The sequence below is a fragment of the Polynucleobacter sp. HIN5 genome (genome assembly GCF_030297555.1).
Lineage (GTDB): Bacteria > Pseudomonadota > Gammaproteobacteria > Burkholderiales > Burkholderiaceae > Polynucleobacter.
Genome location: NZ_AP028136.1, coordinates 444,509 through 461,355, shown reverse-complemented (window position 1 = coordinate 461,355; position 16,847 = coordinate 444,509). Strand labels below are relative to the sequence as shown.

The following is a 16,847-nucleotide window of genomic DNA, read 5'->3' as shown; positions in this document are numbered from 1 at the left end:
TATCGTGATTTAGATTAAATCTCGGCCAAGGTTTTCAGGTGGGCAGCAACGCTTCGGCCCAATGCCGAGAGGTTGTATCCACCCTCAAGGCAACTCACAATCTTGCCGTCACAATAGCGATTGGCAACCTCCATTAATTGCTTAGTCATCCATACATAATCGTCTTCAACCAGGCCCATTTGGCCCAAATCATCCTCGCGATGGGCATCAAAACCGGCTGAAATGATAATCAGCTGGGGTTTAAATTCATCAAGCCGTGGAATCCAGGTTTTACTAATCATGTCACGGACGATCTTGCCGTTGGTGCTTGCTGGCAAAGGTACATTGACCATATTGTCACCACCTTCAAGACCACTGTAGGGATAAAAGGGGTGCTGAAAGAAACTACACATTAATACATGAGGGTCATTGATGAACGCAGCTTCTGTACCGTTACCGTGATGGACATCAAAATCAATCACGGCCACTCGGTCTAAATCATACTTCTCAATCGCATAGCGTGTCGCGATTGCCACATTATTAAATACACAAAATCCCATTGAGCGATGAGGCTCAGCATGGTGTCCCGGAGGGCGAATCGCACAAAATGCATTATTGACCTCACCTTGCATGACTGCATCGACTGCTGCCATTGCAGCTCCAGCCGCACGCAGCGAGACCGTCCAAGTGGCAGGGTTCATGATCGTGTCTCCATCAATCATCGAGTAGCCGCTACTCGGAGCTTTACTCTTCACAAATGCTAAATGATCCTCGCTATGCACACGGGTGATGTCTGCTTCTGAAGCAAGCGGGGGATCAATCCGCTTCAGATGTGTATCAAGACGACTCTGAATTAACTGATCCTCAATCGCAGCAATTCGCTCGGGGCACTCTGGATGATGGCGGCCCATCTCGTGTTTCATAAAATCAGGATGGCTAATGTAGGCTGTGCTCATATTTGTCTCTCATCGAATAACAACTAACTATACTTAGTATGAATTTATATTAAAAACACTTTTTTATTATCTTAGCGCGATCTTGAACTTTCTACCGTTTTTATCCAGCCTAACACTAACGGTTTTGTTAGGTGCCTGTGCATCGCCCACCCCACCAACCACAACACCCAATCAACAACCTACAAATAACGAAGTAGAGGCTCATACTGGCAAAGCCACTGTACCCGGCGCTAAACGAGATCCGTCTTCACTCAAGGCGCTTCTTGATCAGGTCTCACAGCAGCAAAACATTCCTTTGGCATTTCTAGATAGTGGCTTTAAAGATATTCAACACCTATCGCAAGTCAAAAAATTAGTTGCTCCCCCGCCTGTTAGCTTTCAAAAAAACTGGCGGGTATACCGTTCGCGCTTTGTGGAACCGGTTCGGATTCGGGCCGGTCTCACCTTTATTGAGCAAAATCGGTCCGCTCTGGAAACTGCCGAATCGGAATCAGGCGTTCCCCATCAAGTCATTGCAGCCATTATTGGGGTGGAGACAATTTATGGTCGACATATGGGAAACTTTCGGGTCAAGGATGTACTAAGTACGCTGGCCTTTGACTATCCAGAAACTCAGAATCAAGCAGCGCGTGAACTCCTTTTTCAGAATCAACTGAAAGACCTCATTATTTTGTGCTGGCAAGAAGCCAAGAATCGGCAAGATGCGTTTAATCGCTGCCTCAATCAAAGTAGCTCCTATGCAGGTGCGATTGGTCTTCCCCAGTTTATGCCTGGAAGTATTTTGCAATTTGCGATCGATGGTGATGGGGATGGCGTAATTGATCTTCGCAACAGTCGGCGCGATGCAATCTTTAGCGTCGCTAATTTTCTGAAAGTTCATGGCTGGCAACCTGGGATGCCCATCTACTTTCCTGTCATTCAGAATGAGCAAACCCTAGCAAAAATTATTGAGCTGGCCGATGGTCAACCGATTACCAAAATCACGGTTGCGGAGTTAATTCAACTCGGTATTCTGGAGCCGAGCAATGGCGATCTTTTACAAGGTGGGGTTGAGCCAGGTAGTAAAGCTTTGATTGTGGATCTACCCTCGCCTGGAGCAAATCAAGAGCCCGACATCCTTTATGTTGTTGGACTCCAAAACTTCCTCAGTATTGTGAACTACAACCGTAGTTACTTTTACGCTCAAAGTGTTGCTGAATTTGCGCAGGCGCTAGGGTATCAAAACAAAAGTGCGGTTATACGTGACCAAATCGAGAAACCGGGGCCTACGCCCGCTAATAAAAATCGATCCACGACAACTAAAACGGCAAAAAAAGATAGTAAAGTGAAAAAATCGAGCAAGCCACCAAAACCTAGTAACTAGGCTGGAAATACACCTGTTGACAAATAGCGATCGCCTCGGTCGCACACAATAAATACAATCGTGGCGTTTTCAACCGTTTGAGCAACGCGAAGTGCAATCACTAAAGCACCTGCAGCTGACACACCGCAAAAGATGCCTTCTTCTTTGGCCATACGACGGGCCATTTCCTCAGCCTCCGCCTGGGTCACATACTCAATTCGATCAACACGTTCGGCTTGGTAGATTTTAGGCAAGTAGGCAGGTGCCCATTTTCGAATTCCAGGAATCTGCGAGCCCTCTTCAGGCTGTCCGCCAATAATTTGAATCTCTGGATTCATGGACTTTAGGTAGGTCGATACACCCGTAATCGTTCCCGTGGTACCCATCGCAGAAACAAAATGGGTAATCTGGCCATGTGTATCACGCCAAATCTCAGGTCCCGTGGTCTCAATATGAGCCCGCGGATTATCTGGGTTTGCAAATTGATCCAATAGCTTGCCGCGACCCTCTTTTTGCAATTGCTCTGCGTAATCGCGAGCCAACTCCATCCCACCTGAACTGGAGGTCAAAATAAGTTCCGCACCATATGCAGCCATACTCTGTCGACGCTCAAGGCTTTGGTTTTCGGGCATGACCAAAATAATTTTGTAGCCCAACATCGCCCCAACCATGGCAATCGCAATACCAGTATTACCGCTCGTTGCCTCAATTAAGGTATCGCCAGGCTTAATATCGCCACGTAACTCAGCGTGCTTAATCATGGAGAGTGCGGGTCGGTCCTTGACCGACCCGGCTGGATTATTACCTTCTAACTTACCCAAAATCACATTACCGCGCCGCTCGTTCTCCACGCCAGGAATACGCTGTAAACGAACCAAAGGAGTATTACCAATGGTTTGAGAAATCGTTGGATAGAGTGCCGCAGATGGATTGGATTGGGTCATAGACTTATTTTAGCGACAACTTCATCAAATGCTGCTGATTTCAGTAGCGCTGACGTGAACTGGTCGACCGCTCGCTCTCCGCCGCAGACGCTTTAGCTTGATACTTGGATGTCTTTTTTGTGGAACGCGCCTCTGAGCGTGGGCCACTTTTTGTCTCACGGTATCCACTTTGACCCTCAATTTTCAAACCATTCTCCATTAATTTACTCACCGAGCGCTCGCCAATACCCCGAACCCGTGATTGCAAATCATAGGAGTCATAAAACGCACCGCCTTTTTCTCGCTCAGTAATAATTGCCTTCGCTTTAGATGGCCCAAGCCCACGAATACTTTCTAACTCGGTCTGACTAGCTGTGTTGACATTGACTGGTGCAGCATTTGCAAGCGACACACTGAGAGGGAGTGCGAGTGCCAGAACCATCATGCTAATCATCGATCGCTTGGATAAGGCGTTAGCAGATGCATGAAACAGAGTTGATAAACCCATAATTTCTCCTTTGAGGTTGATAAACAAACCATGACGAATATGTCATGGCCTTCTTCAACGCCCAATGGTCGATTGGGTTGACGAAATAAATGGTCTAGAGGGGATTTGCTAAAAAATCAGAATTTGCTGATAGCCAGGCAATGTATTGGCTGACACCGTGCTCAACATCTAAGAATTCTCCCGAGTAACCTGCGGCTCTTAATTGCGTGAGATCTGCTTGCGTGAAGCACTGATATTTGCCCCGCAAGTCATCCGGAAATGGAATATATTGAATCAAACCTTGTTGCACTAAATCTGCCAATGGTAGTGCTGGTTGATTGGCTAGTTTACGCATGGTGTTTACAGTTGCCAGTGCAACGTCATTAAAGGGTTGAGCGCGACCTGTGCCGAGGTTAAAAATACCACTTTTTTCTGGGTGATCCAAAAAGAAGAGGTTCACTTTCACGACATCCTCAACCGATACAAAATCCCGTGATTGCTGACCGGGTGCGTAGCCGCCATACTCACCAAATAATTTGACTGTTTGATTTTTTTTGAACTGATGGTAATGGTGAAATGCGACCGAGGCCATCCGCCCTTTATGGGACTCACGTGGGCCATACACATTGAAATACCGAAAGCCTACAACTTGAGCTGTCGGAGCCTTCTCGGCCATGCGTGCACGCATGTATTGGTCAAACAAGAATTTTGAGTACCCATAAATATTTAACGGCTTCTCATACCGACGATCCTCTACAAATGTATCGGACCCTCCATAGGTTGCAGCCGATGATGCATAAAGAAATGGAACCTTTTGGTCAGTGCAAATCTCGTAGAGATTGATGGAGTATTGATAGTTATTGTTCATCATGAAAACTCCATCGGTCTCCATCGTGTCTGAACAAGCACCCTCATGAAATACTGCTTTCACTTTGCCAAACCAGCCTTCATGAAAGCCTTCTAAAAAATCATTCTTATCGATGTAATCGGCGATATCTAAATCAGCTAGATTGCGATATTTATCTGCGGGTCGCAAATCATCGACTGCAATAATATTTTTTTCACCACGGGCATTTAAGGCACGAACAATATTTGCACCCACAAATCCGGCGGCACCAGTCACGATATAGGTCACTGTAGCTCCTCTGCACAAACGGTTGCTGTACCCAGCTTACCGACTACGATTCCTCCAGCGCGATTAGCTAAGGCCATCGCACGCTCCAGCGGCCATTTGGCTGCCAAGGCTACTGCTAAAGTAGCAATGACGGTATCGCCAGCGCCTGATACATCAAATACCTCGCGGGCCTGCGCACGTACATGAGTTGCGCCCGCTGATGTAAATAATGTCATACCTTCCTCAGAGCGAGTCAATAGCAATGCCTCGACCTGAAGCTGCTCTCGTAATGCTTGAGCCTTTTGGGTAAGCTCCGCTTCGCTCGACCATGCGCCGACCACTTGCTGCAATTCGCTACGATTAGGCGTCAATACAGTAGCCCCCCGATACTTCGAATATGCATCACCCTTTGGGTCGACCAAAACGATCTTATTCTTGGCTTTTGCTAGAGCAATCATGCTTGCTACTTGTTCAAGCGCACCCTTTCCATAGTCGGACAAGATGACAACATCCGCTTCGGGCAATAACGCCTCGAACTGCTTGAGCTTTTGAGCAAGTGAACCCGAACTCGGGGTCTCCTCAAAGTCCAAACGAATCAATTGCTGTTGACGCGCAATCACCCTTAACTTAACGGTCGTGGGTACTTTGGGATCAGCTTGTAAGTAGCTTTGTACACCACTATCTTGCAATAAGGCTTCTACACGTTTGCCAGCCTCATCCACTCCAATCACCCCTAGAAGGCTGGTTTGCGCTCCTAAAGCCGAGGCGTTGCGGGCTACGTTAGCTGCACCCCCTAAACGCTCATCAATCTTGCCAACCTGCACCACAGGAACTGGGGCCTCAGGCGAGATACGACTAGTGTCACCAAACCAATAGCGATCGAGCATGACATCACCCACCACCAACAGGCGGGCTTTACTAAATTGAGTTCGATCGGCTTTCTCAGTCATTACTTTAGATTCAATTTATAGCTCAATTATGCCGACCAATTCCGTAATACTCAAAACCCAGCTCAGTCATCGACTGGGGTTCATACAGATTGCGCCCATCAAAAATGATCGGGTTTCTCATCGCCTGCTTTAGATGATCAAAATCAGGACTCCGGAATGCCTTCCATTCGGTCACAATGATTAGTGCGCTAGCCCCTGCTAAGGCATCCTCCGGAGTTTTTACTAAGGAAACTTTTTGAAATTGATCGGGCTTTCCTTGGAAATCGATCTCAAAAGCGTGTTGCGCCTCAGGCATTGCAACAGGATCATGAGCCATGACCTGCGCTCCACGCTTGACCAGCTCCGCAATAATGAAACGACTAGGTGCTTCACGCATATCATCCGTATTGGGCTTAAACGCCAAACCCCATACCGCAAATCGATGATTCGAAAGATCGTCACCAAAACGTTTGGTGATCTTGTCGATCAAGATTGTTTTTTGTTGACGATTTACTGCCTCGACAGCTTCTAAGATTTTTAGGTCACGCCCATGCTGTAAAGCAGTTTTGGTCAAGGCCGATACATCCTTTGGAAAGCAAGAGCCTCCATAGCCCGTTCCTGCGTATAAAAATCCATAGCCAATTCGTGAGTCTGAACCAATCCCCTGGCGAACGGCCTCAATATCAGCGCCAACCGCATCGGCTAAATTGGCAAGCTCATTCATAAACGAGATGCGCGTTGCTAGCATTGCATTGGCAGCATATTTTGTAAGCTCGGCACTCTTTACATCCATGTAATAGGTACGCTCATGATGACGATTAAATGGTGCATAGAGTTTGCGCATCAGTTCTTTGGCACGCAGTCCCGCGGCATCCTGATTGGTGCCAATCACAATGCGATCGGGGCGCATAAAATCCTCAACCGCAGCACCCTCTTTCAAAAACTCAGGATTAGAGACCACTGAGCACCATGTGAGATCCAAATTGCGCTTTTTTAATTCCTCGGTAATGGCTTGAGTCACTTTCTCAGCAGTACCAACTGGCACTGTTGACTTATCAACGATGACTTTGGGACCGTTCATATGTTTGCCAATATTGCGTGCTGCCGCAATCACATACTGCAAATCGGCTGAGCCATCTTCATCTGGCGGGGTACCCACGGCAATAAACTGAATTTCACCATGCTGAACAGCCGCTGCCACATCGGTCGAAAATTGAATGCGTCCAGCCGCGCGATTGCGGGCGATCATCTCTTGCAACCCCGGTTCGTAAATTGGAACTCCGCCCGAGTTTAAGATATCGATCTTTTTCTGATCGAGATCTAAACAGAAAACCGTATTACCGAGTTCGGCTAAACATGCCCCGGTAACTAATCCCACATATCCACTTCCAACAATAGTGACTTTCAATCTTTATTCCTCATTCAAAGTACTTACTAGATCATTTGAGTGATTGATTACATCGACGGGCCGCTCGGAACAGCGCCCTCAGTCCGTCGGGGTGAGTATGCCTCCCAATGATTACAACCAGGGCACTGCCAATAAAAACGCCTTGCCCGAAATCCGCAATTTCCGCAGGTATACCGTGCCAAAGCGGTTGTCCGCTGCTTAAGTAAGCCAAGCGTTGACTTTAAATCCGCTACCCGTGTCTCTGGACCCGTCACCTCTGCTAAGGCTAAACGGGTTTCCGCTAACTTTGATAATGCACTGAGCGTTGGAGAATGCTGCATCACATCGACCAACATGGCTTCGGCTGCCTGAGCCCCTCGAATGTGCATCACATGCTTATGCACGATATCCAAGAGCTCCCCAATGGCTTGAGTTTTAAGGAGAGCAAGTAATTGATCCAAACCAAGATCGACTTGGTTGACAGCATGATGTGCGGCCATCCACCGATCGGCTACTAAATGCATAAAGGCGGGGTTCTCTTTCGCCACGATTGCCCAGACATCGATCGCCTGCTGAGGGCGCTCATTGGCCAAGTAGTAATCACCCTGCAAGATTAAGGCGCGGGCGTGATTTGGAATTGCGGATAGAGCATGATGGATGGCTCCCTCCGCCTCAGGAAAATCAGTGCGTCGCAGCGCCTCTTGCGCAATCTCGCAATAAAACTGCGCGATCTCTAATTGATGGCTTTTGTCTTGCAAGCCCTGAAGTTCATTAGCAGCAATAATCGCTTTTTTCCAATCCTTCTCAATTTGATACATCTCAAGAAGACTTTCTTTGGCTGGTATGGCATATTTGCCGTCACCGACTTGATTGAGGGATGCCTCAGCACGATCCAATAGACCGGCTCGCAAAAAATCGCGGCCCAGCTCATATGCAGCGTGATCTCGATCACGCGGTTTCAGATCTTCGCGATTAGCCAGATGTTGATGAACGCGAATCGCACGCTCGGTCTCACCACGACGGCGAAACAAATTACCCAATGAAAAATGCAGATCAACCGTTTCTGGATCCAATTGGGCAACCTTGACTAAGGTTTCGATGGCTTGGTCGGGCTGCTCATTGAGCAATAGGTTCAAACCTTTAAACGTAGAGCGTTGCTGTTTTAGTCGTTCTCGCTCATCTTGGCGTGCCTCTAAGCGTAAATCCCAGCGAGAAGCTAGCCAACCCAAGCCGAAGAATATGGGGATGAGGAGCAACCAACCGGTTTCAATTTGAATCATTTCAGTGGCGAATGAATAGTTTAGATCCCTAAGAGATCTGCCACCACAGGATTAGGCACCCGAGCTACCTGAGTCAAGGATAATTTTTTGATCGAGCGGCTTGTAATCAACGCGCTCACGAAGCTCCTTACCCGGCTTGAAATGGGGAACACGCTTTTCTGGAATAAGGACCTTCTCACCCGATTTTGGATTGCGTCCAGTACGAGCAGGTCGATGATGCAAAACAAAACTGCCCACACCACGAAGCTCAATACGCTTCCCTTCAGCTAAGGCTTGGGTCATGGTGTCTAACAAGGTTTTTACTGCTAGCTCCACATCGCGAGGCAAGAGTTGCGGAAACTGCTCCGCAAGGCTCTCAACCAGCTCAGAACGGGTTATCGCTTGGTGCTCTTGATCTGACATAGTCTAATTAGCCCGCCACCCACGGGGTGGCGGAATCACCTTAGCTTTGATTATCCATTTTCGCCTTCAACAGGGCGCCAAGATTGGTTGTACCAGAGCCAGCATCACCCTGTAACTTATTCATGGCATCTTGTTGATCAGCGCTATCTTTTGCCTTGATCGATAAATTAATCGAACGTGATTTACGATCGATATTAATAATCATAGCAGTGACAGAATCACCCTCTTTAAGCGCATTGCGTGCATCTTCAACGCGATCGGTTGAGATCTCTGAGGCGCGCAGATAACCTTCGACCTCATCAGCGAGGGCAATCACGGCACCTTTAGCATCAACACTCTTCACTGTGCCGGTGACCATGCTGCCTTTATCACTGGTCGACGTAAAGTTGTTAAAGGGGTCGCCTGACATTTGCTTGATGCCTAGGGAGATACGCTCCTTCTCAACATCAATCGCTAAGACGACAGCTTCTAATTCATCGCCTTTCTTGAAAGCCTTAACAGCCTCTTCGCCAGGCTCATTCCAAGAGAGGTCAGACAGGTGAACTAAGCCATCGATTCCACCAGGTAGGCCAATAAAGACGCCAAAGTCGGTGATGGACTTAATTGCCCCTTTGATCTTGTCACCCTTTTGATGGCTGCGTGAGAACTCTTCCCATGGGTTTGCTTTGCATTGCTTAATACCTAAGCTAATACGACGCTTATCTTCATCAATGTCCAAGACCATCACTTCTACTTCGGTTCCCAAAGCAACTGCCTTGCTTGGGGCCACATTCTTATTGGTCCAATCCATTTCAGAGACGTGTACCAAGCCCTCAATGCCACTCTCGATTTCAACGAACGCACCGTAATCAGTCAGATTGGTCACTTTGCCAAAGAGGCGTGTATTGGGTGGGTAACGACGGGCAATACCAACCCAAGGATCATCACCCAACTGCTTAATGCCTAATGAAACCCGGTTTTTCTCTTGATCAAACTTCAGAATCTTCGCAGTTACCTCTTGACCCACCGTCAGCATCTCGCTGGGGTGACGCACACGACGCCAAGCCAAGTCAGTAATGTGGAGAAGACCATCAATACCGCCAAGATCAACGAATGCACCGTAATCGGTAATGTTCTTAATGGTGCCCTGAACAACACTACCCTCTTGAAGGTTAGACATCATCTTCGCACGCTCTTCACCTTGGCTAGCTTCAACCACGGCGCGACGCGAAAGAACAACGTTATTACGCTTACGATCTAGCTTAATGACCTTAAACTCCATGGTCTTGCCTTCATAAGGGCTGGTATCTTTAATTGGACGGGTATCGACGAGCGATCCAGGCAAAAAGGCACGAATGCCATTTACCATGACCGTCAAGCCGCCCTTCACCTTACCGGTCACTGTGCCGGTAACGATCTCAGCGCCTTCAAGAGCTTTCTCGAGGTTCATCCAAGATGCAAGGCGTTTTGCTTTGTCACGCGACAAAATCGTATCGCCATAGCCATTTTCTAGGGCATCAATTGCCACGGATACGAAATCACCAGGGTTGACTTCGAGTTCGCCCTGGTCATTTTGGAATTCTTCAACGGGTATGAATGCTTCGGACTTTAAACCGGCATTAACAACCACAAAATTATGATCAATACGAACAACTTCGGCCGAAATAACCTGGCCGGTTTTCATATTAGAACGGGTTAGGGATTCTTCAAATAGTGCTGCAAAAGATTCAGACATGAGGTTCACTTTGTGCCGCCAATTACTGACGGGTTAGGTTAATAAAACTTAAGCTAGCGGTTTTTACCGTAGGTGCTAACTTAAGCGCCAAACTTCTACTTCTACTTCTACTTCTAATTTCTACTTACTTCTTGGTACCAAGACAGTACCCGTTCAACTGCCTGATCAATCGATAAGTTCGAGGTATCGAGCAAATGCGCCCCTTCAACTTGTTTTAGAGGCGCGGTTGCTCGTTGAATGTCTCGAGCGTCTCGTTCCTGCAAATCTTGCAAAAGGACATCCATTCTAGCAGAAATTCCCTTAGCGATCAATTGCTTATATCGACGCTCCGCCCGAGCCTGCACACTGGCCGTCAAAAATACCTTTAAAACGGCATCAGTAAAGATCCGGCTTGCCATGTCCCGGCCATCGGCCACTAAGCCTGGAGCCCTCCGAAACCCTTTTTGGAGTGCCAAGAGGGCATCTCGCACCTCTGGATAAACCGCGATTTGGGATGCCAAAACCCCAATGGACTCGTCTCGAATGGCCCAGGTGACATCTATATTTCCGAGGAAAATCAGTCCATTTTTAAACTCAATCTGCATGGCGAAGGCAAGCTCACCCAAAGCGCAGCTATCAGATGGCGAGATACCCTTTTGTTGGCTTGCAAGCGCTACTAGACGATACAGGGCGCCACTGTCCAAATAATGGAATCCAAGACGGTTGGCAACTTGCATCGCCACCGTGCCTTTGCCTGAGGCGGTGGGCCCATCAATTGCAATGACCGGGGGAAGGCTCAACCCAAATACTCCTTCATAGGAAATTAATACGTGATTCGTGCCAACTCTGAAAAGTAATGCGGAAAAGTTTTAGCAACACACTGAGGATCGTTAATCACGATTGGCTTTGGACCGAATGCTGCTAAGGAGAAGCACATCGCCATCCGATGATCATCATAAGTATCGATTCCCTGCGGTGGGGTCTGCCATTGCTCATTACTTAATGGATGAATCTCAATGAAATCCTCACCCTCATGAACCGCTGCCCCTAATTTACGCAACTCGGTCGCCATCGCTGCAATCCGGTCTGTTTCTTTCACCCGCCAGCTGGCAATCTTCTCTAGGCGGGTTTTTCCTTGAGCAAATAATGCCATCACGGCCAAGGTCATGGCTGCGTCTGGGATTGTGGTGCAATCAATCGTAATCCCTCGCAATTTTCCATCGGCATGAACAACGCCGCCCGTCTCAAGAAAATCATCACCTCGCAGCACTCTTGCCCCCATTTGTTCGATGGCGTCTGCAAAGGCAATATCACCCTGAATGCTGGTTTTACCAACCCCATGAACCCGCACCGGACCACGACCAAGCACGCCGGCTGCCAAAAAATAGGATGCCGAGGATGCGTCACCCTCGACCCAGAGTGTTTGGGGGCTTTTGTATACCGCTCCAGCTTGAGTAGGCGCAATCACAAACTGATGGGGCGTTGGATTGCTAACCTCTACACCAAACCGAGCCATCAATTGAATCGTGATGTCGATGTACGGTCTGGAAATTAACTCACCAATCACTTCAATTTGAATTGGCTCACGGGCTACGAGAGGCAGTGCCATCAATAAAGCCGTCAGAAATTGACTGGAGACATCGCCCCTAACCCGAATCACCTCAGGCAAGACAAGCTTGCCTGCATGGATTTGAATGGGTGGATAACCCACCGCTTGCTCATAATCAATCTGTGCACCAATCTGCTGAAGTCCATCAACCAAATCACCAATCGGTCGCTCATGCATCCGTGGTACTCCAGAGAGTCGATACTCGCCCTCTTGCATCACTAATGCCGCGGTGAGCGGCCGAATCGCAGTTCCAGCATTGCCCATGAATAAGTCAGCGTGCTTGACTGGGAAAACACCGTCACAACCAGTCACTTCACAATCATGACCATGATCCTCAGCCTTCACCCCCAATTGACGTAAGGCATTACGCATCACCTGGGTGTCATCGGCATCAAGTAGTTGCTTAAGAGTAGTCGTACCCCTTGCTAATGCAGCGAGCAACAATGCGCGATTCGAAATACTTTTTGATCCAGGCAGGGTCATCTGACCCTTGGCGCCTTGGAAAGGTCCGATCTGCAATGACTCGCTCGCCATTACGACTCTTCCCATCGTTTGCGAGCTTCACTGGCTTTCAGAAAAACCTTCTCGAGCGCTTGCGAATCCTCCTTGGCAATCAGGTCACGAAGAGCATTTGTAATCACGAGATACTGGTCTAGCTCTTTCAAAATCGCTGATTTATTAGCAAGGCAAATATCGCGCCACATCTCAGGGCTCGAAGCAGCAATCCGCGTGAAATCCCGAAATCCAGCGCCAGCATGGCCAAGCTTTTGCTCAGTATCTTCGGAGTTCAGCACACTCGTCATTAATGCGTATGACAGCAAATGAGGCAAATGCGAAACCGCTGCGTAGATTGCATCATGCTGAATCGCCGATATCCGTTTAATGCGCGACCCCAATGCCTGCCAAAAACTCTCGACCAAAGCCACATCCGCTGCAGCATTCTCTTGTAACTGACAAATAATGGTTTGCTTTCCCTGGAATAAATCGGCCTTCGCTGCCACGACGCCATGCTGCGCTCCACCTGCGATGGGATGAGCCGGAACAAATTGACAAACCTTCTTGCCCAAAACCTCTTTGGCCGTCACAATCAGATCACTTTTAGTGCTACCTGCGTCCGTAATTAATGTGTGCGAATTGAGATGTGGTTCAATGGTTTGAAAACATGCGCGCATTTGCGCAACAGGCACGCATAAAATAATCCACTGGGCTTTTTTACTTGCGCCCTCAAGGTCATCAATACGATCAATCGCACCTAGTTTTTTGGCCTCTTCAAGATTGCTTGCGCTTCGACCTACGCCGATCACTTCAGTAACAACCCCAGCTTTCTTGAGCGCTAAGCCAATCGATCCACCAATCAGACCAACACCAACAATCGCGACCGTTCCAAACTGATTGCGGCTCATGCGCTGCCCTTTGGCTGATTCAGAATGGCATTGAGGGCTTGAATGCAAATAGCATTCTCTTCTGGCAACCCGATCGAGATTCTGAGCCACTGTGGCAGCCCATAGTTACCAACGGGTCGCACAATCACACCCCGCTTTAATAACTCGCGGTTAACGCGTGCACCCGCTTCATTGTCATTACCCACCTTGACTAAGACAAAATTTCCGGATGAGGGTAAATAGGTCAAGCCCATTTGTTCAAACGCCTTTGTCAACTGTTGATAACCGGCTCGATTTAACTCATACCCTTGTTGTAAAAATGCTTCGTCACCCAAGGCTGCGATAGCCGCCGCTTGCGCCAAACTATTCACATTAAAGGGCTGTCGAATCCGGTTTAATAAATCAGTTAAATGGGGTTGCGCGATACCATATCCAATACGTAACCCTGCTAATCCGTAGGCTTTTGAAAAGCTGCGTGAGACTACTAAATTAGGATATTTTTTTACCCAAGCAATCGCGTCGTAGCGCTGCTGTGGGGCAAGGTACTCGTTATATGCCTCATCTAACACCACCACGACATGCGCAGGCATCTCTGATATAAATGCTTCAATGGCTTTCGGCTGTAGGTAACTACCGGTTGGATTATTTGGGTTCGCTACAAATACCAACTTGGCAGTCTCCCCGAGTGATCGAATGGTCTGCAGCATGGCCGGCAGATCATGCCCGTAACTTGCATCAGCAGCAACCTCCACTGCTTTTGCACCAATCGCTTGCGTTGCCAAAGGGTAAACTGCAAACGCGTGTTCAGAAAATACGACGGCGTCGCCAGCGTGCGCTACCGCTCTAGCGGTAAGTTCCAAAATATCATTGCTGCCATTTCCCAAAGTAATCCAGTCTTCTGGAACCCCCAGACGCTTGGATAAAACGCGCTTCAGTTCAAAACCATTCGAATCTGGATAGCGGCCCAGATCATTGGCGGCCCGCAACATTGCTTCCTTAGCCGACGTTGGCATACCCAAGGGATTTTCGTTGGAGGCCAACTTCACAATCGCGCTTTCATCTAAACCAAATTCACGCGCTACCTCGCTAATGGGTCTACCGCCAACATAGGGTGCAATTGCATGCACATGATCTAAGCCAATTTTTTTGGTCATGAATCAAACCTTAATTTTTAGCGCGGGGATAGGAGCCCAGGTTTTTATAAAAAGCAGCAATCGTTTTTAACTCAGCAATCGCCGTAGCTACTTTGCCATCACTCGCATGTCCATCAATATCGATATAAAAATGGTATTCCCAAGACCCCTTGCGGGCAGGCCGCGATTCAAACCGCGTCATGGAAACTCCATGTTTTGCTAATGGCCCTAGTAGGTGATGAACAGCCCCAGGTTGATTGGCAACCGACAGTACCAAAGAAGTCTGATCTTGTCCGCATGGCTGACAAGCGTATTGGCCGATCACGACAAACCGCGTACGATTGTTTGGATCATCCTGAATCTGGGCCGAAACAATTTGCAACCCATACGCCAATTGAGCGGGCTCACCAGCAACCGCAGCAATACTTGGATCTTGACTAGCCATCCGTGCAGCCTCGGCATTACTACTAACAGCCTGCCGATGCAATTGAGGTGCGTGTACGCTTAACCATTGTTGGCATTGAGCCAAGGCCTGAGCATGAGCGCAGACTATTTTTACACCATCCAAACTTCCATGCTTGGTTAAAAGGTGATGCCGAATAGGCAAAACTACCTCACCACTAATTTGCAATGGGCTTTCTAGCAATAAATCCAAGGTTCGCGAAACGGCACCTTCACTGGAGTTCTCAACAGGCACTACCCCAAAAGTAGCGACCCCTTTTTCAACCGCCTTAAAGACCTCGTCCAAACTCGCGCATGGCAAGCTATCAATCGACTGCCCAAAGAATTGATGCGCCGCCTGCTCGGAGAAGGTTCCGGTTGGACCCAAATATGCGATGGTTTGTTTGGATTCGAGTGCGCGACATGCCGACATGATTTCGCGCCAGATCGAAGCAAGGCCATCTGCTAATAATGGGCCAGGATTTTTTTGTAAAACATTCTGGATTACCTGGCTCTCTCGCTCAGGACGAAAAATAGGGGCTGATGACTCATTTTTAATATGGCCAACCGCTTGGGCCGCCTTTGCGCGCTTCGATAAAAGCTCCAAAAGCTCTTGATCGATCGCATCAATCTGGGCACGTAGCGGAGCTAAGCGCTGATCATCATTTGACATTAGGCACGCCTTTCGAACTCACGCATGAACTCCACCAGGGTCTCGACACCAGCAATCGGCATGGCATTGTAGATACTGGCGCGCATCCCTCCTGCAGCCTTATGACCACGTAGGGCCGCCAAACCCACAGCGCTAGATTGTTCCAAAAACTCTGCATTTAAACCTTCGTCTTTCAGAAAGAATGTGACATTGGTTCTCGAGCGACACCTTGGATCCACGCGATTTTCATAGAGAGAGCTTTGATCAATGAATCCATACAGCAGGGATGATTTCTGTTGACTACGGCGCTCCATCTCCCGCACGCCACCTTGCCGCTTGATCCACTCAAATACTAAGCCGGAAACATAAATTGGGAAAGTGGGTGGGGTATTAAACATCGATTGATTGGCCGCCTCCTTTGCCCAATCCCAGATTGAAGGAGTAATGGGCATCGCATGTCCCATTAAGTCCTTGCGCACAATCACAATAGTGACCCCCGCGGGACCAATATTCTTCTGTGCGCCAGCGAAAAGTACGCCACACTCGCTCACATTCATGGCTTTTGAAAGAATATTGCTCGAGATATCAGCAACCAAAGGGGCTTTACCAAGCTTTGGAAACTCGGCAAACTCAACACCGCCAATCGTCTCATTTGCACAAATGTGTACATAAGCCGCATCTTCGGATAAGGTCCATGTCTGTTGCTCGGGAATCGACCGAAATCCCTGTGCTTGCGAACTGGCAGCGATATGAGCTTCCCCGTATTTTTGCGCTTCCTTAACTGATTTCTCAGACCAAATCCCGGTCACCACAAAATCTGCCTTGGGTTTCTTGGCTAAGGGCATCAGGTTCATCGGAATGGCTGCATTTTGACCAATTCCGCCACCTTGCAATAGCAAGATTTCGTAATCGCTTGGAATGGCCATGAGCTCGCGAAGATCGGCTAAGGTTTTTTCATAAACCGCCATAAACTCTTTGCTGCGGTGACTAATTTCCATCAGGCTTGTACCGAGGCCCTGCCAATTTAGCAGTTCATCGCGTGCTTGCTCCAAAACCTCTTCAGGTAGGGTTGCTGGGCCCGCTGCGAAGTTATAAATGCGGCGGTCAAAACTCATCATGAAGTCCGGTTAGTCGAAGC

The 16,847-nt window shown here is 48.3% G+C and carries 15 protein-coding genes and 1 pseudogene; 1 reads left to right on the top strand and 15 read right to left on the bottom strand.

Translation table 11 applies throughout. The features are described 5' to 3' along the window. Positions 1–14: 14 nt before the first annotated feature. Positions 15–935, bottom strand: coding sequence for a histone deacetylase family protein (locus QUE61_RS02415; RefSeq protein ID WP_286307356.1), 921 nt, complete (start codon positions 933–935; stop codon positions 15–17). An 82-nt stretch (positions 936–1,017) separates the two neighbouring features. Between QUE61_RS02415 and QUE61_RS02410 the strand changes: the two genes are divergently transcribed. Beyond that, positions 1,018–2,298, top strand: coding sequence for a lytic murein transglycosylase (locus QUE61_RS02410; protein ID WP_286307355.1), 1,281 nt, complete (start codon positions 1,018–1,020; stop codon positions 2,296–2,298). Here QUE61_RS02410 and cysM read toward each other — a convergent pair. The 14 genes and pseudogenes from cysM to serC form a co-directional block, all read right to left on the bottom strand. Further along, on the bottom strand, positions 2,295–3,221 hold the full coding sequence (gene cysM, locus QUE61_RS02405; protein WP_286307354.1) for a cysteine synthase CysM: 927 nt from the start codon (positions 3,219–3,221) through the stop codon (positions 2,295–2,297). The genes QUE61_RS02410 and cysM overlap by 4 nt on opposite strands. A gap of 40 nt (positions 3,222–3,261) precedes the next feature. Continuing rightward, a complete protein-coding gene (locus QUE61_RS02400) occupies positions 3,262–3,708 on the bottom strand; it encodes a ComEA family DNA-binding protein (protein WP_286307353.1) in 447 nt (148 codons plus the stop codon). Between the two features lie 94 nt (positions 3,709–3,802). Further along, positions 3,803–4,822 (bottom strand): ADP-glyceromanno-heptose 6-epimerase, encoded by a 1,020-nt coding sequence (gene rfaD, locus QUE61_RS02395; RefSeq protein WP_286307352.1) that lies wholly within the window; start codon positions 4,820–4,822, stop codon positions 3,803–3,805. Then, complete coding sequence (rfaE1, locus tag QUE61_RS02390; protein ID WP_286307351.1) at positions 4,819–5,751, bottom strand: D-glycero-beta-D-manno-heptose-7-phosphate kinase; 933 nt, start codon at positions 5,749–5,751, stop codon at positions 4,819–4,821. The genes rfaD and rfaE1 overlap by 4 nt, the downstream gene beginning before the upstream one ends. A 22-nt stretch (positions 5,752–5,773) precedes the next feature. Beyond that, positions 5,774–7,138: a UDP-glucose dehydrogenase family protein gene (locus QUE61_RS02385; protein WP_286307350.1), complete on the bottom strand. Its 1,365-nt coding sequence runs from the start codon at positions 7,136–7,138 to the stop codon at positions 5,774–5,776. A 47-nt stretch (positions 7,139–7,185) separates the two neighbouring features. Further along, positions 7,186–8,397, bottom strand: coding sequence for a lipopolysaccharide assembly protein LapB (gene lapB / locus QUE61_RS02380; RefSeq protein WP_286307349.1), 1,212 nt, complete (start codon positions 8,395–8,397; stop codon positions 7,186–7,188). Between the two features lie 105 nt (positions 8,398–8,502). Then, positions 8,503–8,799: pseudogene (locus QUE61_RS02375) on the bottom strand (integration host factor subunit beta); the annotation flags it as partial. Between the two features lie 40 nt (positions 8,800–8,839). Beyond that, positions 8,840–10,513, bottom strand: coding sequence for a 30S ribosomal protein S1 (gene rpsA, locus QUE61_RS02370; protein ID WP_108507959.1), 1,674 nt, complete (start codon positions 10,511–10,513; stop codon positions 8,840–8,842). Between the two features lie 113 nt (positions 10,514–10,626). Continuing rightward, positions 10,627–11,292 carry a (d)CMP kinase gene (gene cmk / locus QUE61_RS02365; protein ID WP_286307348.1) on the bottom strand — a complete coding sequence of 222 codons (666 nt, stop codon included), beginning with the start codon at positions 11,290–11,292 and terminating at the stop codon, positions 10,627–10,629. 23 nt (positions 11,293–11,315) lie between these two features. Beyond that, on the bottom strand, positions 11,316–12,635 hold the full coding sequence (aroA, locus tag QUE61_RS02360) for a 3-phosphoshikimate 1-carboxyvinyltransferase (RefSeq protein WP_286307347.1): 1,320 nt from the start codon (positions 12,633–12,635) through the stop codon (positions 11,316–11,318). Beyond that, positions 12,635–13,504: a prephenate dehydrogenase gene (locus tag QUE61_RS02355; protein ID WP_286307346.1), complete on the bottom strand. Its 870-nt coding sequence runs from the start codon at positions 13,502–13,504 to the stop codon at positions 12,635–12,637. Before QUE61_RS02355 ends, aroA begins: the two co-directional genes overlap by 1 nt. After that, a complete protein-coding gene (gene hisC / locus QUE61_RS02350) occupies positions 13,501–14,637 on the bottom strand; it encodes a histidinol-phosphate transaminase (RefSeq protein WP_286307345.1) in 1,137 nt (378 codons plus the stop codon). The genes QUE61_RS02355 and hisC overlap by 4 nt, the downstream gene beginning before the upstream one ends. A 10-nt stretch (positions 14,638–14,647) precedes the next feature. Then, positions 14,648–15,730, bottom strand: a complete 1,083-nt coding sequence (pheA, locus tag QUE61_RS02345) for a prephenate dehydratase (RefSeq protein ID WP_286307344.1) — start codon at positions 15,728–15,730, stop codon at positions 14,648–14,650. After that, entirely contained in the window at positions 15,730–16,824 is a 1,095-nt protein-coding gene (gene serC, locus QUE61_RS02340; protein WP_286308246.1) for a 3-phosphoserine/phosphohydroxythreonine transaminase, read from the bottom strand. The genes pheA and serC overlap by 1 nt, the downstream gene beginning before the upstream one ends. Between the last annotated feature and the right edge of the window lie 23 nt (positions 16,825–16,847).